Origin of the sequence: Streptomyces sp. CC0208 (assembly GCF_003443735.1) — a bacterium.
Taxonomy (GTDB): domain Bacteria; phylum Actinomycetota; class Actinomycetes; order Streptomycetales; family Streptomycetaceae; genus Streptomyces; species Streptomyces sviceus.
On sequence record NZ_CP031969.1, the window covers coordinates 307,538 to 326,867 of the forward strand.

The following is a 19,330-nucleotide window of genomic DNA, read 5'->3' on the forward strand; positions in this document are numbered from 1 at the left end:
GGTCTCAGATGCCGAGCCGGGTGGCGAGCAGTTCCCGGTGGTACGACGGTGTGCCGAGCAGGACCTCGGAGCTCTTGGCCCGCTTGAAGTACAGGTGCGCGGGGTGCTCCCAGGTGAAGCCGATGCCGCCGTGGACCTGGATGTTGTCGGCGGCGACCTTGGTGAACGCCTCCGAGCAGAAGGCCTGGGCGAGGGCGGCGGCGATCGTGATCTCCGTCCCGTCGCCCTCGTCCAGCGCCCACAGTCCGCCGTACGCGGCCGAGCGGGCGGACTCGATCTCCATGAGCATGTCTGCGCACTTGTGCTTGATTCCCTGGAACGAGCCGATGGGCCGACCGTACTGCTCGCGAATCTTGGCGTACGCCACGGCGGCGTCCAGGGCGGCCGCGGCTCCCCCGACCTGTTCGGCGGCCAGGAGTACGGCGGCGGTGGCGAGAGTGCGCTCCAGGGCCGGCCAGGCCGTGCCCTCAGGGCCGAGGAGGCGGGCGGGGGTGTCCGCGAACTCGATCCGGGCCTGTTTGCGGGTCTGGTCGAGGGTGGGGAGCGGCGTGCGGGTCAGACCGGGTGCGTCTGCGGTCTCGACGGCCAGGAGGCTGATGCCCGAGGGGGTGCGGGCGGCTACCAGGAGCAGGTCGGCGAGGTGTCCGTCGGGGACGTACGCCTTTACGCCGGTCAGCTGCCAGGCGCCTGTCTCGTCACGGACTGCGGTGAGCCCGATGCCCTGCTCGTCCCAGTGGCCGCTGTCCTCGGTGAGCGCCAGCGTGGCCACCGTCTCGCCGGACACGATGCCCGGCAGGAAGTCGTGCCGGGCCTGCTCGTCGGAGCAGCGCAACAGGGCCTCGACGGCCAGAGCGACGGTGGCGAAGTACGGGCCGCCGAGCAGCGCGCGGCCCGCCTCCTCGAAGACGATGCCGAGATCGACGTAGCCGAAACCGGAGCCGCCGTACTCCTCCGGTACGGCGAGCCCCTGGAGGCCGAGCTCTCCGGCCATCCGCCGCCAGACGACGGGGTCGTGACCCTGAGCGTCGGCGGCCAGGCGGCGCACGGTCGCCTCGTCGGAGTGTTTGGCGAGGAACGAGCGGACGACCTTGCGCAGTTCGTCCTGTTCCTCGCTGAAGGTGAGATCCATGCCGAGCTTCCCGTCCTCGGTGCAACGTCACGTGCGGCCTGCTTGCCGCCCACCTCTCGATACAGTTAGATAATTATAGTATCCACACTGAATACACCAGGAGCGCGACGTGACCGATCCCTACGCCCCGTTCACGAGCCTGACCTTCGAGCGGCCCGCGCCCGGCGTGCTGCGGATCGTGCTCGACGCCCCGAACCTCAACGCCGTGGATCCACGGATGCACGGTGAACTCGCCGACATCTGGTCCGTCGTCGACCGGGACCAGGAGACCCGCGCGGTGCTCGTCCAGGGGGCGGGCCGGGCGTTCTCGGCGGGCGGGACCTTCGACTCCATCGAGGCCATGACCGAGGACTACGCGGTGCGCGCCCGGGTGATGCGGGAGGCGCGGGACATGGCCTACGGCGTGCTCAACTGCTCCAAGCCGGTGGTCTCCGCGATCCACGGCCCGGCGGTCGGGGCGGGGCTGGTCATCGGCATGCTGGCGGACATCTCCGTCGTCGCCCGCACGGCGAAGATCGTCGACGGGCACACGCGGCTCGGTGTCGCGGCCGGTGACCATGCCGCCATCTGCTGGCCGCTGCTGTGCGGCATGGCCAAGGCCAAGTACTACCTGCTCACCTGCGAGACGCTCACCGGCGAGGAGGCCGAGCGGATCGGGCTGGTGTCGAAGTGCGTGGACGACGCCGACGTGCACACCGAGGCCCTGCGGGTGGCGACCGCCCTGGCAGCCGGGCCCACCAGCGCGATCAGCTGGACCAAGCGATCCCTCAACCACTGGTACCGCACCGCTCAGCCGATCTTCGAGGCCTCGCTGGGGCTTGAGTTCTTCGGGTTCGGCGGGCACGAGGTCGTCGAGGGGCTCGCCGCGCACCGCGAGAAGCGGCCCGCGGACTTCGAGGGCGTCAGCGGCAAGCACCCGCTCGACCTGTGACCACCGCACGAGAGGAACCGATCGATCATGGCACCGCAGCAGACCAGCACCGAGATCCCCCTTCTGGTCCAGGGGCTGACCTTTGAGGAAATGCCGGTCGGGCAGATCTTCCGGACCGCCCGCCGCACCATCACGGAGACCGATCTGGTCAACTTCGTCACCTGGGGCGGCTTCACCGAGCCCCTTTTCTGGGACGCCTCGCACGCCGCGGACGGCGGCTACACGGGGCGACTCGTCCCCGGGGGACTGACGTACTGCATCGCCGAAGGCCTCGTCCTCCAGACGAACGTGCTGCACGGCACAGGCCTCGCCTTCCTGCACATGGACCTCGACATGCTGGGTCCGGTGTACGTCGGCGACACCGTGTACGCCGTCGTGGAGACCACGGGCTGCAGGCCCTCCAGCAAGCCGGGGCGGGGCGTGGTGACCAGCCGGATCACGGTACGCAACCAGCGGGACGCGGACGTCCTCGTCTACACGCCGGTGCGGCTGATCCGCGGTAGGGACTACGAGGCTCCGGCGCCGTCCTGAGCCCGGGGCCGGGCTACGAGGTCGCGCCGTCCTGAGTCCGAGGCGAGGCCGGCACCAGACTCAGACCGGTGGGCCGCCCCGCTTCGGGTACGGCGGCGCCGGCGAAGGCGCCGTGGTGCAGCCAGTCGGAGGGGATCGAGGGACGCGGCGGGGCCTCGTGGTCCGGGACCGCCATCGCGTACAGGCGGGTGTAGCGGAACTTGGCCTCCAGGTTGTCCAGGACCGACCAGTACTCGTAGCCGCACACCCGCACACCGGCCGCGGTGAGTCCGGCCAGCCAGGAGAGCCGGGCGCGCAGCAGGGCCCGGCGCCGGTCGTCGTCGCTGTGTCCTGTGGCGTCGACGAGGTCCAGGTCGCCCATGCCGTTGTCGATGACGGACAGCGGCGGCAGCATGTCGCCGTAGAGCTCGTAGAGGCCGGCGACGGCGTCGGCGAGTCCTTCGGGGATGATCGGCCAGCCGTAGGCGGTGGTCTCCACGTCGTCGAACGGAACGATCGCGAAGCCCAGACCCACGAGCAGGCGGTTCACCTCGTTGAGGGCGCTCTGGCAGGTACTCGTCGGCAGCACGCGGGGCAGGTTCTCCGGCGCGGTGACGCGGAACGGGGTGTGCCAGGACAGGCCCAGCAGGTCCTGCTCGGTGGTGATGGCGTCCAGGTCGCCGGGGCGCACGCAGCCGGTGTCCTCGACCGGTGAGTCGCCGTCCTCGGTCACCATGTGCGCGCCGAGCAGCAGGGGGTCGAGGAAGAGTCGGTTGGTCCAGCTCTCCAGGCGTTCCAGGGCGAGCCGGTCGTAGGGGTCGTCGGTGGCCGGGTAGCCGCCCACGAGGGTGACCGTGGTGCCGATCCGGCCTCGCGCGCCGGTGGCTCTCAGGGCCTGGGTGGCGAGCCCGTTCGCGAGCAGGATGTGGTGGACCGCGGGCAGTCCGGCACGGCCGGCGCCCCGGCTCGGGGGATACATTCCGGCCACGTGGTCCGCGAGCGTGGGGCCGGCGAGGTCGGTGGAGGTGATCCAGCGTTCCACCCGGTCGCCGAACCGGCGGCCCAGCTCGGCGGCGTAGGCGGCGAAGTGCTCGGCGGTGTCGCGGGCGAGCCAGCCGCCGGCGGCGTCCAGCCACGGCGGCAGTGAGCGGTCGAGCAGGGTGAGGGCGGGGCGGCTGCCGTGCGCGAGCAGTGCGTCGAGCGCGCGGTCACAGCGGTCCAGGGTGTCCCGGTCCCAGCTGCCGGGGCCGTCGGGCTGGAGCTGCGGCCATCCGGCGACCATGCGATGGGTGTCCGCGACGACACCGGTCAGCTGCTTGAGGTCGTCGGTCCACTGCCGGAAGTGCCCGCCGCGTTCCGGCCGGGGCGCCGCGATGGTGTCCGCCGTGGCGACCCCCCAGTCGACACAGCGAAGGGATTCATGCAGGAAACCATCGCTCATGGTTACCGTCCAGGCGGTGAATGGTTTAGCGCATTCAACTGAATGTCCGCCGACCGGACGCTAACAGGTCAAACAAACTACGACAATGTTTCGGCCAGATCTCGCGGTACGAGGTCAAGCCCTCTCCGGGCCGAGCTCGGCCGTTCTCCGGCGGGCGTCGACGGGGACGCCCGATGCGGTCGAACGTCGTCAGCCCTGGCCCTGCGATGCCGGTGCCTGCTCCTCCAAGGGGCGGAAGTCCTCCTCCTGCCACCAGGGATACAGGGGTGGCATGTCCTTGCTGACCCGGCCCGGGAACGCGGGTGGCCTTTTGGCGAGAAACGACTGAACGCCCTCCACGGGGTCCGGGCCGCCGCCGATCTGGCTCATGATCCGGGAGTCGAGCCGGTGGGCGGCCATCGGGTGGGGCTCCCCCAGCATCCGCCACATCATCTGGCGGGACAGGGCGACGGAGACCGCGGAGGTGTTCTCCGCGATCTCCCGGGCGAGTGCGTACGCCGCCGGTAGCAGTTCCTCCGGCGGATGCACGGAGCGGACCAGCCCGGCCGCGAGTGCCTCGTCCGGGCCGAAGACGCGGCCCGTGGCCACCCATTCCATGGCCCGCTGCATGCCGACGGCCCGGGGCAGGAACCAGCTCGCCGCCGATTCCGGCACGATGCCGCGACGGGCGAAGACGAAGCCGAACTTCGCCGAGGTCGACGCCAGGCGGATGTCCATGGGCAGGGTCATGCTGGCCCCGACGCCCGCGGCCGGGCCGTTGATCGCCGCGATGACCGGTTTGGTGCTGGAGAAGATCCGCAGGGCGACCCGGCCGCCGGTGTCCCGGTGCCAGGCGCCCGCCTTGCGGTGGTCGAAGGAGGAGCCGCCGGCGCTGACGTCGGCGCCCGCGCAGAAGCCGCGCCCGGCGCCGGTCACCACGATCACGCGTATGTCGTCGTCGGCGTCGGCCACGTCCAGGACGTCGAGCAGATCGGCCATCATCCGGGGATTGAAGGCGTTGAGTTTCTCGGGCCGGTCGAGGGTGACGGTGAGGATCCGGTCCGCCACCTCGGCCCGTACGGTCTCGTACTCCTGCACCGGCATACGCGTCCTCCGTCACTCCGGCGAGCCGTTTCCAGAAAGCTTAATTAGTTATAGCATTCAACTCTACTGACTCGTTCGATGACGACTGATGGCGGTGGAGATGACGGACCTCTTGGTGACGGCCGTCGGGCCGGTCCGGCTGATCGAGCTGAACCGGCCGGACCAGCTCAACGCGATGAGCGAGGAGCTGCACGCGGGTCTCGCGTCGCTGTGGGACTCGCTCGCCGACGACCCGGAGGCCCGGGTGGTCGTGCTCACCGGGCGCGGCAGGGCGTTCAGCGCCGGGGGCAACTTCGACATCATGACCCGGGTCCAGCGCGACCGCGCCTTCCGGGAGCAGAACGTCGACGAGGCGCGGCGGATCATCACCGGCATGGTCCGTTGCCCGCTGCCGGTGATCGCGGCCGTCAACGGGCCCGCGGTGGGGCTCGGATGCAGCCTGGCGTTGCTGAGTGACCTGGTCCTGATGGCCGACGACGCCTATGTGGCCGACCCGCACGTCCAGATCGCGCTCGTCGCGGGTGACGGCGGTGCGCTCGTCCTTCCCCTGCTCGTCGGACTGACCCGCGCGAAGGAACTGCTGTTCCTCGGCGACCGGGTGAGCGCCGAGGAGGCCGTCCGGCTGGGCATCGCCAACCGCACCGTGCCCAGGGACAAGCTCCTGGACGAGGCCATGGATCTCGCCGGGCGGCTGGCCGCCCTGCCCGCGCAGGCGCTGCGCGAGACCAAGCGCGCGGTGAACCTGCACCTGGAGCAGGCGCTCACCACCGTGCTGGAACCCGCCCTGCTCGCCGAGCAGGAGACCATGCACTCGCAAGACCACATCGCCGTCGTCGAGAAGATCATCGCGTCCCGCGCCCGTCGCCGGACCGCCGGGGAGGGCTGAGGCATGGACTTCGCGTTCAGCGAGGAGCAGGAGGAACTGGGGCGCACCGTACGGGCGTTCCTGGCCCACACCTCGCCCGAGACCGAGACGCGGCGCCTGATGGAAACGCCCGAGGGCTTCGACCGGGCGCTGTGGCGCCGGATGGGGACGGAGCTCGGGCTGCAGGGTCTGGCGGTCCCTGAGGAGTACGGCGGTGCCGGGTGCGGGCCGGTCGAAGTGGGCGTGGTGATGGGGGAGATGGGCCGCGCGCTGCTGTGTGCGCCGTTCCTGTCCTCGGCCGTGCTGGCGACGACCACGCTGCTGCGCTGCGCCGACGAGGAGGCCCGCAAGCGCCTGTTGCCGAGCCTGGCCTGCGGTGAACTGGTCGGGACACTCGCCCTGACCGAGGACTCCGCCCGCTGGGACGCGGCCGGGGTCCGGCTCACCGCACGGGAGAGCAACGGGAGTTGGCTGCTGACCGGGCACAAGACGTTCGTCCTGGACGGTGCCACCGCCGATGTCGTCCTCACCGTCGCCCGCATCGAGAACGCCACCGACGACGGCATCGGGGTGTTCTGCGTGGAGGGCGACGCGCCCGGCCTGACCCGTGCGCCGCTGCCCACGATGGACCCGACCCGCCGCCAGGCCCGCCTCGACTACCAGGACGTACCGGCGACCCGGCTGCGGACGCACGGCGACGGATGGGACCTGGTCTCGGAGGTGCTCGACCGGGCCGCGGTGGCGCTGGCTGCCGAGCAGGTCGGGGTGGCTTCCCGCGCGCTCGACATGGCGGTGGAGTACGCCAAGGTGCGCCACCAGTTCGGGCGGCCCATCGGTTCCTTCCAAGCCGTGAAACATCTGCTCGCCGACGTCCTTCTGGAGGTGGAGTCGGCGCGCGCCGCCGCCCACTACGCCCTGCTCGCCGCGGAGAACTCGGAGAGCGCCGACCCGGAGCTGCCCGCCGTGGCGAGTCTGGCGAAGGCGTTCTGTTCCGACGCGTGTGTACGGGCGACGGAGGAGAACATCCAGGTGCACGGCGGCATCGGCTTCACTTGGGAGCACCCGGCCCACCTCTATCTGAAGCGGGCCAAGACGTCACAGCTGCTGTTCGGCGATCCGGCGTACCACCGGGAGCTGCTCGCACGGAGAATCGGCATGGACAAGGACAAGGGAGCGGCATGAAGGTCGACGGCAAGCTCAACGTGTGGAGCACCGCGGAGGTCGTGGAGGAGGCCCGGCACCACGAGAAGGCCGGCTACGACGGTCTGTGGGCGTCGGAGTCCAAGCACGACCCCTTCCTGCCGCTGGTGCTGGCGGCCGAGCACACCGACCGCCTCGAGGTGGGGACGGCCATCGCGGTGGCCTTCGCCCGCTCCCCCATGCAGCTCGCGTACACCGCGCACGACCTGCAGACCTACGCCGGCGGACGGTTCTCACTCGGTCTCGGCAGCCAGATCAAGCCGCACATCGAGCGGCGCTTCGACATGCCGTGGAGCCGGCCCGCGGCCCGCATGCGGGAGTACGTGAGCGCGCTGCACGCGATCTGGGCCGCGTGGAACGAGGGCGAGAAGCTCGACTTCCGCGGCGACTTCTACTCGCACACCCTGATGTCGCCCTTCTTCTCTCCGCCGCCCGCTCCCGGCGGCGCGCCCAAGGTGTTCGTGGCCGCTGTCGGCCAGGCGATGACCCGGGTGGCCGGCGAGGTCGCCGACGGGCTTCTCGCGCACGGCTTCACCACCGAGCGGTACCTGCGGGAGGTGACCCTGCCGACCGTGGAGGCGGGTCTGACCGCGTCCGGCCGTACGCGGGCCGACTTCGCCGTCTCCCATCTGCTGCTGACCGCGACCGGCCGCACGGAGGAGGAGATGACCCGCGCGATCGACGGCACCCGCGCCCAGATCGCCTTCTACGGCAGCACACCCGCCTACCGCGGGGTGCTGGAGCTGCATGGCTGGGGCGAACTCGGCGACGAGCTGCACGCGTTGTCGACGTCCCGGCGCGAGGACAAGTGGGAGGCGATGAGCCGCCTCGTCGACGACGAGGTGCTGCATGCCTTCGCGGTCGTGGCAGAACCGGCGCGGGTCGCGGGCGAGATCCGGCGCCGGTACGGGGCGCTGGTCGACCGGGTGTCCTTCTACACGGCGTACGAGATCGACGCCGAGGTGTGGGAGCCCATCGTGCAGGAGCTGCGCACACCCGAGTGACGGTCAGCCGAGCAGGTCCAGGACGGTGGTCATGGACCTGTTCTGCAGCAGGTAGTCCTCGGCCTCCTGGAGATGGAGACGCCACAGTTCCTCGGCGGCCTCGGTCCGGCGCGCGGCGACCAGGTCGACGAGCGCGCCGTGGGCACGGAAGCCCCGTCGGTTGGCCCGTACGTTCTCGGGGCTGCCTGCGTCCAGGTCGACGTGGGACCAGTTCGCCTGGTCGATGATGTGCCGGACCATGCCGTTGAGGACGCTCAGCGTCTCGTTGCCCGCCAGTTCGACGACCAGGGCGTGGAACTCCATGTGGGCACGGATGAAGGCCGAGGGGTCGTCCATCAGTGTCTCGGCTTCGGCGACGGCGGCCCGCAGCCGCTCCAGGTCCCCGTCCGTGCGTCCCTCGGCCAGCAGTCCGGCGCACGGTGCCTCGATGACCGTACGGGCGTCGTAGACGTCCTTGAGGGTCGTGCCCCCGTATTCGAGGACCACGCCGGCATACCGGGCCGCGACCGTGCCTTCCGGGGTCTGCACCCGTGCCCCGCCCCGGGCGCCCCGGCGCACGCTGATCAGCGACTCCGACTCCAGTACCCGGAACGCCTCACGCAGCGTCGGCCGGGACACGGCGAACTCCGCCATCAGCGCCGACTCGGCCGGCAGCGCCTCGCCCTCGGCCAGTTCCCCACGCACGATCTTGCGGCGCAGCTGGGCCGCCACCAGTTCCGCCATCTTGGGCACACGGACCTTCACGCCGTTCACCCGGCCACCGCCCTGCCGCCCCGTCGTACTCGTCACCGGCCCGCCTCCGTCCGACCCAGGGGTGCGGGACACAGCCCGAGCACCGGGTAGACGGCCAACTCTACTAGATAACTGATTAAACTAGGTTACCGAGTTCCGACAATGAGATGTTCGGCCGCTGGAGGCCGCGTTGCGGTCCTTATGCTTCTGCCACTCCGTGCAGAGCTGCGCTCATCGGTTTCCTCCGACGCGGTCAGCGCTCCGGCACGAAACAGGGCAACGTGATCTCGTCCGTGAGGGGCCGGAAGTCGACGCGTACCCGCATACCGATGGCGACGGCGTCCGGATCGCCGGCGTCGACGTGGGAGAGCAGGGTGCCGCCGTCGTCCAGGTCGATCACCGCGAGCGCGAAGGGCGTGTCGAAGCCGGGGCCTGGGGCGCGGTGAACCACGGTCACCGAGTAGACGGTCCCCCGGCCCGCGCTGGGCGCGTAGTGCCAGTCCGGCGCCATGCACCCGGGGCAGGTGGGCTCGGGGACGAAGAAGCGCAGATTGCAACTCGGGCAGCAGGGGACGACCAGGTCGCCGCGGCGGGCCGCCTCCCAGAACGGTTCGGACAGTTCGGTGGGGACGGGTACGGGCCGGCTCATCGTGCCCTCCCCAGCAGGCTCATCTCGTAGTGCTGCGCGCCGGACCCGGCGTTCCCGACGACGGCGAGCTCGGCGCCCTCGACCTGGTGCACGGCGGTGCCGCGCAACTGCCGTACGGCCTCGACGACTTTGAGCGTCATCTGCTGGGTCCCGTTCCAGGCGTACGACAGACAGCCCCCGTCGGGATTGACGGGGTGCTTGCCGCCCACGGCGATGGCACCGCTGGCCGCCAGTGGTCCGCCCTCGCCCTCGCCGCACAGGCCGAGTGCCTCCAACTGCCGGATGACCTCGAAGGAGTTGGGGTCGTACAGGGAGAACACGTCCACGTCGTGCGGGCCGACACCGGCCATGCCGTAGGCGCGGGACGCGGCGTCCCTGCCGAGCTGACCGACCTCGCGGTACAGGGCCGGGTTGGCGTAGGCGGCCTGGTGGTACTCCATGCCGCCGCCCAGGACAGCGACGGCCGGGTGGGGCAGGTCGCGGGCCCGTTCTGCGGTAGTGACCACCATTGCGGCGCCGCCCTCGCCGACGATGCAGCAGTCCAGCAGGTGGAAGGGCGTGGCCACCATCCGGGAGGCGAGGACGTCGTCGGCGGTGTAGGGCCCACGCCCGTACATCATCGCCTCCGGGTTGGCGCTGCCGTTGTTGCGGATGGTGGCGGCGACCTCGGCGAGCTGGCGGGACGTCGTGCCGTACTCGTGCATGTGCCGTGCCGCCACCAGCGCGAACTGGGCGACGACATAGCTGCCCCACACGTCGGCGAACTCCAGCGGCACGCCCGCTCCGACGGGACCGGCGCCGCGCGAGACCAGCTTGCAGCCGCCGACGACGACGGTGTCCGCGTATCCGGCGCTGATGGCGGCGGCTGCCTTCAGCAGGCCCCGTGAGCCGGCGTTGTCGAGCATCGAGTCGCTGGTCCAGCGCAGGTCCCGGCCGAGTATGCGCGCCCAAGAGCTGCCCTCGCCGGGTACGCCGCCGGGGCCGGGCCAGTCGACCTGGGCTCCGTCGACGTCGGCCGGGATCAGTCCGGCGTCCGCGATCGCGCCGCGTACCGCTTCGAGGGCGAGGTCCATGGCGTCGCGGTCGGGAAGCGTCAGAGCCTGTTCGGTGGCGTGCACGCCGACGACGACGGGCTGGCGGGGGTTCACCGGCTCACCGCCCCGCGCCGAGCTGGTCCCCGCCGGGATAACCGCCACCGCCGAAGCGCTCGTCGAGCACCGCGTAGTCCTTGGCGTAGTCCTTCGTGCGCGGCAGGGCCTCGACGAACTCGACCGTCTTCGGCTTCTTGTACGAGGCGATCCGCGCCCGGCAGTGCTCGATGACGTCCGCCGCCGTGACCGGCTCGACGCCAGGCTGAAGCACGACCACGGCCTTGACGTCCTGCGCCCAGCGCTCGTTGGGCACGCCGATCACAGCCGCCTCCTTCACCGCGGGGTGGGACTCGATGCAGTTCTCCACCTCGGCCGGGAAGATGTTCTCCGCGGCAGACTTGAGCATGCGGGTCGTCGTCCCGAGGAAGCTGATCGTGCCGTCGGGTTCGCGCCGGCCGAGGTCGGTGGTGTGCCACCAGCCGAAGCGGAAGCGTTCCTCGTTGATCTCGGGCCGGTTCCAGTAGCCGAGGTGCACGAGGTCACCGCGGACACAGATCTCGCCCGCCTCGCCGACCGCGCACTCCTGACCGGTGCCGTCCAGGATGCGTACGGCGGTGAAGGGGCCGGGGCGTCCCGCGTTGCCGGTGCCCGCGTCGCCGTAGGCACCGGTCACCGCGAAGCCGGTCACCTCGGTCTGCCCGTAACCGCGGCCCATGCCGCCGCCGTTGCGGGTGAAGCGGCTGTGGTCGGTGGGGACAGTGCCCTCCCAGAGCTGCGCGGCGACGCTCGCGCGCAGGTGGGACAGGTCGTGGCCGGCCTCGCGGTTGAGGGCGACGAGCTGCGCGATGGTCGGGGGCATCAGGTAGGCGTGGGTGCACTTCTCACCCGCCAGCAGCGGGAGCAGTTCCTCGGCGACCACGCGGCGCACGACCACGTTCTTGCCGCCGTGGACGAAGGCCGGGACGCCCCAGAACTGGTAGTTGCCGATGTGGAACATGGGACCGGCGCCGAGGAAGGAGGTCTCCGTACCGATGTCCCCCATCCAGGCGGCGCTCGCGCCCATGGCGAGCAGGTTGCGGTGCGAGAGCATCGAGCCGGACTGCCGGCCGGAGATCGCCGCGGTGTAGATGACCAGCAGGGCCGCGTCGGGGTCGATGTCGGCGACGGGGTCCTCCGGCGAGCCGGAGGCCAGGAACGACTCGTAGGAGTCGGCGCCCGCGGAGTCGTGCCGAAGCCACAACGCCCGGTGGTCGCTGCCGAGTTCGGCCCGCGCCTTGGCGACCGTGTCACCGATCTCCTCGTCCTGCCACACGACGACCTTGGGGTCGAAGTCCTCGACGGCGAAGGCCATCTCAGGGGCGGCCCAACGCCAGTAGCCGGGGCAGACCATGGCGCCGATCTTCGCGGCGGCGCCGAGCAACTCCCAGATACGGAAGGAGTTCTGGCCCAGCCACAGGATGCGGTCGCCGGGGCCGACGCCCGCGTCCGTGAGGGCGCCTGCGAGTCGGTTGGTGCGCTCGTCCAACTGGGGCCAGGTCAGCCGGACGTCGCCGTCGACGAGGGCGATTCCGTCGGGGAAGGACCGTCGGTGCTCACGGATGATGTCGCCGAACGTCAGGCGGCGGGCGGATTGCATGCTGTTGGCTCCAAAAGCTTCGAGGCTTGGGAAGGGTGAAATGTCGTCAGACGCGGCCGATACCCACACCCTTGACGTTGATGAACTCGTCCAGACCGGCCTTGCCGCCTTCCCGGCCGAACCCGCTCATACCGACGCCGCCGAACGGCGTGGCAGGTGAAGTGATCGGATTCGGACCGGGGTTGACGTAGACCGTCCCGGCCTTGAGGCGCGGCACCAGACGGTTGACGCGCGCGATGTCACGGGACTGGATGTAGGCGGACAGGCCGTACTCGCTGTCGTTGGCCAGGGCGACGGCCTGGTCCTCGGTGTCGAACGGGGTGATGGCCAGGACCGGTCCGAAGACCTCCTGCTGGGCGAGGTCGCTGCGGTTGTCGACGTCCGCGAAGACGGTCGGGGAGACGAAGTAGCCGTCGGACGCGATGCGTTCGCCGCCGTACACGAGCCGGCCCGCACCGTCCTCAACCGCCTTGTCGACCATGCCCCGGACCCGGTCGCGGGCGGCTTCGTTGATGAGGGGTCCGATGTATGTCGTGGGGTCGAGCGGGTCGCCCACGGGCAGGTGGGCGATCACCCCGGTGACCCGCGCGACGACCTCGTCGTAGATCGGGCGCTCCACCAGGAGCCGGGTGGGCAGTGCGCAGCCCTGTCCGGTGTTGCTCATGGCGAAGGCGGCGCAGTACGGGACGACCGTGTCCAGGTCGGTGTCGGCGAAGAGCAGGTTGGCGGACTTGCCGCCGAGCTCGAACACGACCGGCTTGAGGCTGAGGGCCGCGTCGGCCATGATGCGGCGCGCGGTGGCGGGGCCGCCGGTGAAGGAGATCTTGTCGACGCCGGGGTGGGTGACCAGGGCCGATCCGGCGTCGCCGAGCCCGGTGACGACGTTGACTACGCCGTCGGGGATGCCCGCTTCGCGGGCCAGGTCGGCGAAGAGCAGCGCGGAGAACGGTGTGGACTCGGCCGGTTTGATGACCACGGTGTTGCCGGCGGCGAGCGACGGGGGGACCTTCATCGCCAGGGACAGGGCGGGAGAGTTCCAGGTGATGATGTGCCCGATGACGCCGTACGGCTCGGCGATGGTGTACTCAACGTTCTCGTGCGGGCTGTAGGCCGCGCCGACCATGCCCTCGATCTTGTCGGCCCAGCCCGCGTAGTACTCGGTCCACTCGGCGACGTGCGGTCCGACGTTCTCCGCCCAGCCGCCGATGCACACGCCGTTCTCCAGCGGGCAGATCGCCGCGAAGTCGGGGATGTGGTCGCGCAGCAGCCCGGCGAAGCGGGTGAGCAGTCGGCGGCGCTCGGCAGGGCGCATGGTGCCCCACACCTCGAAGGCCTGGCGGGCGGCCGCGACGGCCTGGTCCACTTCGGAGGGCCCGGCCAGCGGGATGTACGCCTGGATGAGGCCGGTGGCCGGGTTGCGGTGCTCGTAGAGGCCACCGCTGGTGTCGGTGATGTCCTTGCCGCCGATGACAAGACGCGGCTGCGGCAGGTCGCGCTCCGCTCTCTCCTGATGCAGCTCCACATCGACCGTGACCACGGGTACCTCCTAGAGACCGCGCAACATTGCGCATATCCAGCCTAAATAGCTAACCTATTTAGCCAAGGTAGTCAATAAGTTCAGAGGACTCCGGAGCCCGGGCCTACAGGCCCAGTGACCGCCCGATGATCTCCAGCATGATCTCCGAGGTCCCGCCGAAGACGCGCTGGACCCGGCTGTCGCGCCAGATGCGCGCGATCTCGTACTCGTTGACATAGCCGTAGCCGCCGAAGAGCTGCATGCAGCGGTCGATGACCTCCCAGCCGGTCTCGGAGGTCCAGTACTTGGCGGCGGCGGCCTCGTCGGCCGTCAGCTCGCCCTGGAACAGGGCCATGATGCAGCCGTCCACGTACACGCGGGCGGCGTTCAGCTTGGCCCTGATGTCGGCGAGCGCGAACCTGTTGGCCTGGAACTCCCCGATGGGCTGCCCGAAGGCGGTGCGGGTCTTGGCGTAGTCGAGCGCCAGCACGTAGGCCCGCTCCGCGGCCGCCAGCGAGGAGACGGCGATGGCGAGCCGTTCCGTGGGGAGGTTTCCCATCATGTGGTAGAAACCGCGCCCCTCCTCTCCGATGAGGTTCTCGGCGGGGACGCGGACCTCGTGGAAGAAGAGTTCGGCGGTGTCCTGGGCCTTCATGCCGACCTTGTCGAGCTTGCGTCCGCGCTCGAAGCCCTCGGCTCCGCGCTCGACGACGATCAGGCTGATGCCCTTGTGGCCGGCCTCCGGGTCGGTCTTGCAGGCGACGATCACCAGGTCCGCCAGGATGCCGTTGGTGATGAAGGTCTTGGAGCCGTCGATCACCCACTCGTCGCCGTCCCGGCGGGCGGTGGTGCGGATGGCCTTGAGGTCGGAACCGGCGGACGGCTCCGACAGCGCCAGCGCGCAGATCGTCTCGCCGCTGATCACACCAGGCAGCCAGCGGGCCTTCTGCTCAGGTGTGGTGAGGTTCATCAGATAGGGCGGGAGGACGTCGTTCTGCAGCCCGAGTCCGATACCGACCGTGCTGGTGGCCGCCATCTCCTCCGCCATGATCGCGTTGTAGCGGAAGTCCCGGATGCCCTGGCCGCCGTACTCCTCCGGGAACTGCCAGCCGATGAGTCCGGCCTTGCCCGCCGCCGCCCACGCGGCCCGGCTCACCTGCCCGTCACGCTCCCACCGCTCGGCGTACGGGGCGCATTCGCGCAGGTAGAAGGTGCGGGCGGTCTCGCGGAACAGCTCATGTTCCTCGGTGAAGATCGTTCGGCGCATACTCGACTCCACTCGTGTATCTCGCTTATTTAGCTGAAGTAGTTATACGATAGCGCTGTATCGGGGCCTGAGCGAGGGAGGGCGCGTGAGCGTACGGGACAAGGTGGCACTCATCACCGGAGCGGGACGCGGTATCGGCGAGGCGATCGCCGACCGGCTCGCCGCCCAGGGAGCCGCGGTCGCCGTCTGTGACCTCGACCCCGAGGCCGCCGCCAAGGTCGCGGGCCGACTCGTCGAGCGGTACGGAGTGCGGGCGACGGGGGTCGGCGCGGACATCTCCGACAGCGCGGACGTGCACGCGGCCGTGGAGCGGGTGAGCGTCGAGCTCGGTCCGGTGGACATCCTGGTCAACAACGCGGCCGTCGACGTCATCGGCCGCTTCGTCGACAGCACCGAGGACACCTGGAACCGGATCATCGACGTCAATCTGCGCGGCACGATCACGGTGACCCGCGCCGTACTGGACTCGATGATCGAGAGCGGTGGCGGCCGGATCGTGCACATCGCCTCGGACGCCGGTCGCGTCGGCTCGTCCGGCGAGGTGGTGTACTCCGCGACGAAGGGCGGGGTCATCGCCTTCGGCAAGGCACTGGCCCGCGAGGTCGCCCGGCACGGCATCACCGTCAACAGCGTCTGCCCGGGACCGACCGACACCGCGCTGCTCGGCCAGGTCGCCGACTACAGCCAGAAGATGTACGACGCGACCGTGCGGGCCATCCCGCTGCGCCGCGTCGCCCGGCCCGACGAGATCGCCGGCGTGGTGGCCTTCCTCGCGTCCGACGACGCCGCCTACATGACCGGGCAGACGCTCTCGGTCAGCGGCGGACTGACGATGGTCTGAGGTGAACACCGTGCTGCGTGCCGAACTCCGCGACCGAATCGCCGTGCTCACACTCGACCGACCGGGGCAGCTCAACGCCCTCGGCTCCGAGACCGCCGAACAGCTGAAACAGACTCTCGCCGACGTACGCGACAACGACGACGTACGCGCCCTGGTCCTCACCGGTGCAGGGCGGGCCTTCTCGGCCGGTGCCGACCTCGGTGAGATCGAGTCGTTCACAGCACCCGGGCAGTTCCGCGCCTTCGTGGGGCGTCTGACCGAGGCGTTCGCGCTCCTGGAGGACTTCCCCAAACCGTCGGTCGCGGCCGTCCACGGGTTCGCCTTCGGCGGCGGCCTGGAGCTGGCACTGGCCTGCGACCTGCGGGTGGCCGAGCGCGGCACCCGGCTGGGCCTGCCCGAGATGAAGCTCGGCGTACTGCCGGGCGCGGGCGGCACTCAGCGGCTGCCCCGCCTCCTGCCGCCGGCGATCGCCAAGCAGATGATCCTCACCGGCGAGCCGATCGACGCGGAGCGCGCCCACGCGCTCGGGCTCGTCAACGAACTCGCCGAGCCCGGCGGTGCGCTCAAGACCGCCGAAGCCCTGGCCGCGAAGCTGACCTCCGGGGCCCCGCTCGCGCTCGCGGCGGGCAAACGGCTCATCGACTACGGGCTCGGCATGGACCTGGAGTCGGCCATCGCGTACGAGCGCGAAACCGTCGCGGTGCTGTTCAGCACCGAGGACCGGGCCGAAGGACTCAAGGCCTTCCGGGAACGCCGACCGGGCGACTTCCGCGGCGTGTAGCAGGCGTACAAGCGCCCGATGATCTGGAGGTGGGCCCGTGCGGCCACTTGAGGGCTATTCCGTCGTCGAGCTGGGCATGTGGGTGGCGGCACCGGCCGCGGCCACCATGCTCGCCGACTGGGGCGCGGACGTGGTGAAGGTGGAGGCGCCGACCGGCGACCCCAACCGGTACACGCTCAAGCACGTCGGGCAGGACATCGACAGCGCTCCCCCGTTCGAGACCGACAACCGCGGCAAGCGCGGGATCGTCCTCGACCTGCGCTCGCAGGACGGCAAGGACGTACTGGAACGGCTGCTGGAACGCGCCGACGTTTTCGTCACCAACCTCCGCCCGGGCGCCCTGGAGAGGCTGGGCCTGGCGCCGGAAGATCTGAGGGAACGTCATCCTCAGCTGGTTGTCGGCACGTTGACGGGCTACGGCTGGACGGGCGCCGAGCGCGACCGCGCCGGGTACGACGTCTCCGCGTTCTGGGCCCGGCCCGGCATCGCCGCCATGCTCAACCCGGCCGGTGAGCCGCCCCCCGGCATCCGGCCCGGCCTCGGCGACCGTACTGCCGCGGCCAACCTGGTCGCCGGAGTGCTGGCCGCGCTGCTGCGCCGCGAACGCACCGGCGAGGGCGGCGTGGTGGACGTGTCCCTGCTCCGCTCCGGCACATACGCCAACGGCAACGACCTCGCCCTGCAGAACTTCTTCGGCAAGCGCGGCCGTACCCGCCACCGCACCGAGCACGAATCCCCGCTCTACAACTCCTACCGGGCCGCCGACGACCGCTGGTTCTGGCTGGTCGGCCTGGAGGGCAACCGGCACTGGCCCGGAGTCGTCAAGGCACTCGGCCGCGAGGACCTGGCCACCGACGAGCGGTTCGCGACCGGCAAGGCCCGGCGCGGGCACGTGACCGAACTGATCGCCGCGTTCGACGAGGAGTTCGAGAAGCGGCCGCTGGACGAGTGGGCCGAGCGCTTCGACGCCGAAGGCGTGTGGTGGGCGCCCGTGCAGACCCTGGCGGAGGTCGCGGCCGACCCGCAGGCGGAGGCGGTCGGGGCGTTCGTCGAACAGCCCGGTATGGGTGATGGGCCGCCACTGCGCACGGTGGCGACTCCGGTCGCCTTCTGGGGCGTCGACGAGAAGCCGCGCGGCGGCGCGCCGACACTCGGCGAGCACACCGACGAAGTGCTCCGCGAACTCAACTGAACTCACACTCTGGAGGTACGGCGTGGGCATCCTCGACGACAAGGTCGCCATCGTCACCGGCGGCGGCAGAGGCCTTGGCCGGGCGCACTGTCTGGCGCTCGCCGAGGCCGGCGCGACCGTGGTGGTGAACGACCTCGGCTCGGGCATACACGGCGAGCAGACCGGCGACTCCCCCGCCGACGAGGTCGTCGCCGAGATCACCAAGCTCGGCGGCCGGGCGATCGCCGACCACTCCTCGGTGACGGACTGGGCGGCGACCGAGACCATGGTCGCGGACACCGTCGCGGAGTTCGGACGCCTCGACATCGTCGTGAACAACGCGGGCATCGTGCGCGACCGCATGCTGTTCTCGATGACCGAGGCGGAGTTCGACTCCGTCATCGCCGTCCACCTCAAGGGCACCTTCGCGCTCACCCGGCACGCGTGCGCGTACTGGCGCGAGGCGTCGAAGCGGGGCGAGCGGGTCTCCGGCCGCGTGATCAACACGACGTCCGGGACCGGCCTGTTCGGCAACCAGGGCCAGTCCAACTACGGGGCGGCGAAGGCCGGCATAGCCGGGCTCACCGTCCTGACCGCCCTGGAGATGCGCCGCTACGGCGTCACCGCGAACGCCATCTCGCCGATCGCGGCCACCCGGATGACGGACGGGCTGGCGGTCGGCGAGTCCCTCCAGGCCACCGAGGGCTTCGACCCGCGCGATCCCGCCAACGCCTCCGGGGTCGTCGTCTACCTGGCCTCCGACAGCGCGGCCTGGCTGACCGGCCAGGTCCTGCGCATCGAGGGCAACCGGCTGAATCGGCTGCAGGGCTGGACGGTCGCCGCGGTCCACCCGAGCCAGTCGGGGCAGGCCCTCACCTATGACGAACTCGTCGACGCCGTACCGCAGTTGTACGGTGCTGTCCCCGCCGGCCGGGCGACGGGAGCCGGCCAGTGAAGGGCCACGACGCCGCCGCCCTCGTGCTGCGCGCGACCCTCGGCCCCATGCTCTTCGCGCACGGCTGGAACAAGGTCGCCGGGCCGGGCGGACTCAAGGGCACCACAGGCTGGTTCGAGGCGCTGGGCCTCAAGCCGGCCGAGGTGCACGCCCGGATGGCGGCGGGCACCGAAATGGCCGCGGGCGTCGGCATCGCCCTCGGCGCGGCCAATCCGCTCCCCGCTGCGGCGGCCGTCGGCCTGATGACCGTGGCCGCGCGGACCGACCACCGCGGCAAGGGCTTCTTCGTCTTCAAGGGCGGCTGGGAGTACGTCGGTGTCGTGGGCGGCGCGGCCGTCGCACTGGCCGCGCTGGGCAACGGCCGGTACTCGCTCGACGGCCTGCTGCGCCACCAACGCGCGGGCGCCCGGCACGCGTTGCTGGCGGCCGGAGTCGGCACGGCGAGCGCTGCGGCACTGCTGGCGCTGTGCTACCGGCCCGAGAAGAAGCCCGCCGAGACAGATCAATGAGACAGACGTGAGACCGATC

General features: G+C 70.7%; 19 protein-coding genes. 10 read left to right on the forward strand and 9 right to left on the reverse strand.

Translation table 11 applies throughout. The features are described 5' to 3' along the window. Window positions 1–4: 4 nt before the first annotated feature. Window positions 5–1,129: an acyl-CoA dehydrogenase family protein gene (locus D1369_RS01430; RefSeq protein WP_007386928.1), complete on the reverse strand. Its 1,125-nt coding sequence runs from the start codon at window positions 1,127–1,129 to the stop codon at window positions 5–7. A 109-nt stretch (window positions 1,130–1,238) separates the two neighbouring features. Between D1369_RS01430 and D1369_RS01435 the strand changes: the two genes are divergently transcribed. Together D1369_RS01435 and D1369_RS01440 are read left to right on the forward strand one after the other, a co-directional pair. Beyond that, a complete protein-coding gene (locus D1369_RS01435; protein ID WP_007386927.1) occupies window positions 1,239–2,060 on the forward strand; it encodes an enoyl-CoA hydratase/isomerase family protein in 822 nt (273 codons plus the stop codon). A 27-nt stretch (window positions 2,061–2,087) separates the two neighbouring features. Next, window positions 2,088–2,591 carry a MaoC/PaaZ C-terminal domain-containing protein gene (locus D1369_RS01440; RefSeq protein WP_007386926.1) on the forward strand — a complete coding sequence of 168 codons (504 nt, stop codon included), beginning with the start codon at window positions 2,088–2,090 and terminating at the stop codon, window positions 2,589–2,591. A gap of 13 nt (window positions 2,592–2,604) precedes the next feature. On the opposite strand, the gene D1369_RS01445 is transcribed toward D1369_RS01440, so the two are convergent. Next, complete coding sequence (locus D1369_RS01445; protein WP_037902533.1) at window positions 2,605–4,011, reverse strand: family 1 glycosylhydrolase; 1,407 nt, start codon at window positions 4,009–4,011, stop codon at window positions 2,605–2,607. A 189-nt stretch (window positions 4,012–4,200) separates the two neighbouring features. Further along, entirely contained in the window at window positions 4,201–5,094 is an 894-nt protein-coding gene (locus D1369_RS01450) for a crotonase/enoyl-CoA hydratase family protein (protein WP_007386924.1), read from the reverse strand. 100 nt (window positions 5,095–5,194) lie between these two features. On the opposite strand from D1369_RS01450, the gene D1369_RS01455 reads away from it, so the two are divergent. The 3 genes from D1369_RS01455 to D1369_RS01465 are packed head-to-tail and all read left to right on the forward strand — an operon-like array spanning window position 5,195 to window position 8,163. After that, entirely contained in the window at window positions 5,195–5,980 is a 786-nt protein-coding gene (locus tag D1369_RS01455; RefSeq protein WP_237557705.1) for an enoyl-CoA hydratase/isomerase family protein, read from the forward strand. A 3-nt stretch (window positions 5,981–5,983) separates the two neighbouring features. Continuing rightward, on the forward strand, window positions 5,984–7,141 hold the full coding sequence (locus D1369_RS01460; RefSeq protein ID WP_007386922.1) for an acyl-CoA dehydrogenase family protein: 1,158 nt from the start codon (window positions 5,984–5,986) through the stop codon (window positions 7,139–7,141). Beyond that, window positions 7,138–8,163 carry a TIGR03617 family F420-dependent LLM class oxidoreductase gene (locus D1369_RS01465; protein WP_007386921.1) on the forward strand — a complete coding sequence of 342 codons (1,026 nt, stop codon included), beginning with the start codon at window positions 7,138–7,140 and terminating at the stop codon, window positions 8,161–8,163. The genes D1369_RS01460 and D1369_RS01465 overlap by 4 nt, the downstream gene beginning before the upstream one ends. 3 nt (window positions 8,164–8,166) lie before the next feature. On the opposite strand, the gene D1369_RS01470 is transcribed toward D1369_RS01465, so the two are convergent. The 6 genes from D1369_RS01470 to D1369_RS01495 form a co-directional block, all read right to left on the reverse strand. Continuing rightward, the gene (locus D1369_RS01470; RefSeq protein ID WP_007386920.1) at window positions 8,167–8,952 is read right to left on the reverse strand and encodes an FCD domain-containing protein; all 786 of its coding nucleotides are present in this window, start codon (window positions 8,950–8,952) and stop codon (window positions 8,167–8,169) included. A 196-nt stretch (window positions 8,953–9,148) separates the two neighbouring features. After that, window positions 9,149–9,544, reverse strand: a complete 396-nt coding sequence (locus tag D1369_RS01475; RefSeq protein WP_007386919.1) for an OB-fold domain-containing protein — start codon at window positions 9,542–9,544, stop codon at window positions 9,149–9,151. After that, window positions 9,541–10,692 (reverse strand): thiolase family protein, encoded by a 1,152-nt coding sequence (locus tag D1369_RS01480; protein ID WP_007386918.1) that lies wholly within the window; start codon window positions 10,690–10,692, stop codon window positions 9,541–9,543. The genes D1369_RS01475 and D1369_RS01480 overlap by 4 nt, the downstream gene beginning before the upstream one ends. A gap of 4 nt (window positions 10,693–10,696) precedes the next feature. Then, window positions 10,697–12,271, reverse strand: a complete 1,575-nt coding sequence (locus tag D1369_RS01485) for an AMP-binding protein (protein WP_037902523.1) — start codon at window positions 12,269–12,271, stop codon at window positions 10,697–10,699. A 46-nt stretch (window positions 12,272–12,317) separates the two neighbouring features. After that, the gene (locus tag D1369_RS01490) at window positions 12,318–13,808 is read right to left on the reverse strand and encodes an aldehyde dehydrogenase family protein (RefSeq protein WP_007386916.1); all 1,491 of its coding nucleotides are present in this window, start codon (window positions 13,806–13,808) and stop codon (window positions 12,318–12,320) included. Between the two features lie 103 nt (window positions 13,809–13,911). After that, a complete protein-coding gene (locus tag D1369_RS01495; RefSeq protein ID WP_007386915.1) occupies window positions 13,912–15,054 on the reverse strand; it encodes an acyl-CoA dehydrogenase family protein in 1,143 nt (380 codons plus the stop codon). A gap of 85 nt (window positions 15,055–15,139) precedes the next feature. On the opposite strand from D1369_RS01495, the gene D1369_RS01500 reads away from it, so the two are divergent. From D1369_RS01500 to D1369_RS01520, 5 genes are read left to right on the forward strand one after another with little or no spacing between them, the layout of a single operon-like run. Next, window positions 15,140–15,895, forward strand: coding sequence for a 3-oxoacyl-ACP reductase family protein (locus tag D1369_RS01500; RefSeq protein ID WP_007386914.1), 756 nt, complete (start codon window positions 15,140–15,142; stop codon window positions 15,893–15,895). 1 nt (window position 15,896) lies between these two features. Further along, window positions 15,897–16,676, forward strand: coding sequence for an enoyl-CoA hydratase/isomerase family protein (locus D1369_RS01505; protein WP_007386913.1), 780 nt, complete (start codon window positions 15,897–15,899; stop codon window positions 16,674–16,676). Between the two features lie 37 nt (window positions 16,677–16,713). Beyond that, window positions 16,714–17,868, forward strand: a complete 1,155-nt coding sequence (locus D1369_RS01510; RefSeq protein ID WP_007386912.1) for a CoA transferase — start codon at window positions 16,714–16,716, stop codon at window positions 17,866–17,868. A gap of 22 nt (window positions 17,869–17,890) precedes the next feature. Next, window positions 17,891–18,802 carry an SDR family NAD(P)-dependent oxidoreductase gene (locus tag D1369_RS01515; protein WP_007386911.1) on the forward strand — a complete coding sequence of 304 codons (912 nt, stop codon included), beginning with the start codon at window positions 17,891–17,893 and terminating at the stop codon, window positions 18,800–18,802. After that, complete coding sequence (locus D1369_RS01520) at window positions 18,799–19,311, forward strand: DoxX family protein (protein ID WP_007386910.1); 513 nt, start codon at window positions 18,799–18,801, stop codon at window positions 19,309–19,311. The genes D1369_RS01515 and D1369_RS01520 overlap by 4 nt, the downstream gene beginning before the upstream one ends. Window positions 19,312–19,330: the final 19 nt, after the last annotated feature.

Coding starts and splice junctions, on each gene's coding strand:
- D1369_RS01495 (WP_007386915.1), bottom strand. CDS start 15,054: ATGCGCCGAACGATCTTCACCGAGGAACATGAGCTGTTCCGCGAGACC.
- D1369_RS01460 (WP_007386922.1), top strand. CDS start 5,984: ATGGACTTCGCGTTCAGCGAGGAGCAGGAGGAACTGGGGCGCACCGTA.
- D1369_RS01465 (WP_007386921.1), top strand. CDS start 7,138: ATGAAGGTCGACGGCAAGCTCAACGTGTGGAGCACCGCGGAGGTCGTG.
- D1369_RS01445 (WP_037902533.1), bottom strand. CDS start 4,011: ATGAGCGATGGTTTCCTGCATGAATCCCTTCGCTGTGTCGACTGGGGG.
- D1369_RS01475 (WP_007386919.1), bottom strand. CDS start 9,544: ATGAGCCGGCCCGTACCCGTCCCCACCGAACTGTCCGAACCGTTCTGG.
- D1369_RS01430 (WP_007386928.1), bottom strand. CDS start 1,129: ATGGATCTCACCTTCAGCGAGGAACAGGACGAACTGCGCAAGGTCGTC.
- D1369_RS01440 (WP_007386926.1), top strand. CDS start 2,088: ATGGCACCGCAGCAGACCAGCACCGAGATCCCCCTTCTGGTCCAGGGG.
- D1369_RS01485 (WP_037902523.1), bottom strand. CDS start 12,271: ATGCAATCCGCCCGCCGCCTGACGTTCGGCGACATCATCCGTGAGCAC.
- D1369_RS01450 (WP_007386924.1), bottom strand. CDS start 5,094: ATGCCGGTGCAGGAGTACGAGACCGTACGGGCCGAGGTGGCGGACCGG.
- D1369_RS01455 (WP_237557705.1), top strand. CDS start 5,195: ATGACGGACCTCTTGGTGACGGCCGTCGGGCCGGTCCGGCTGATCGAG.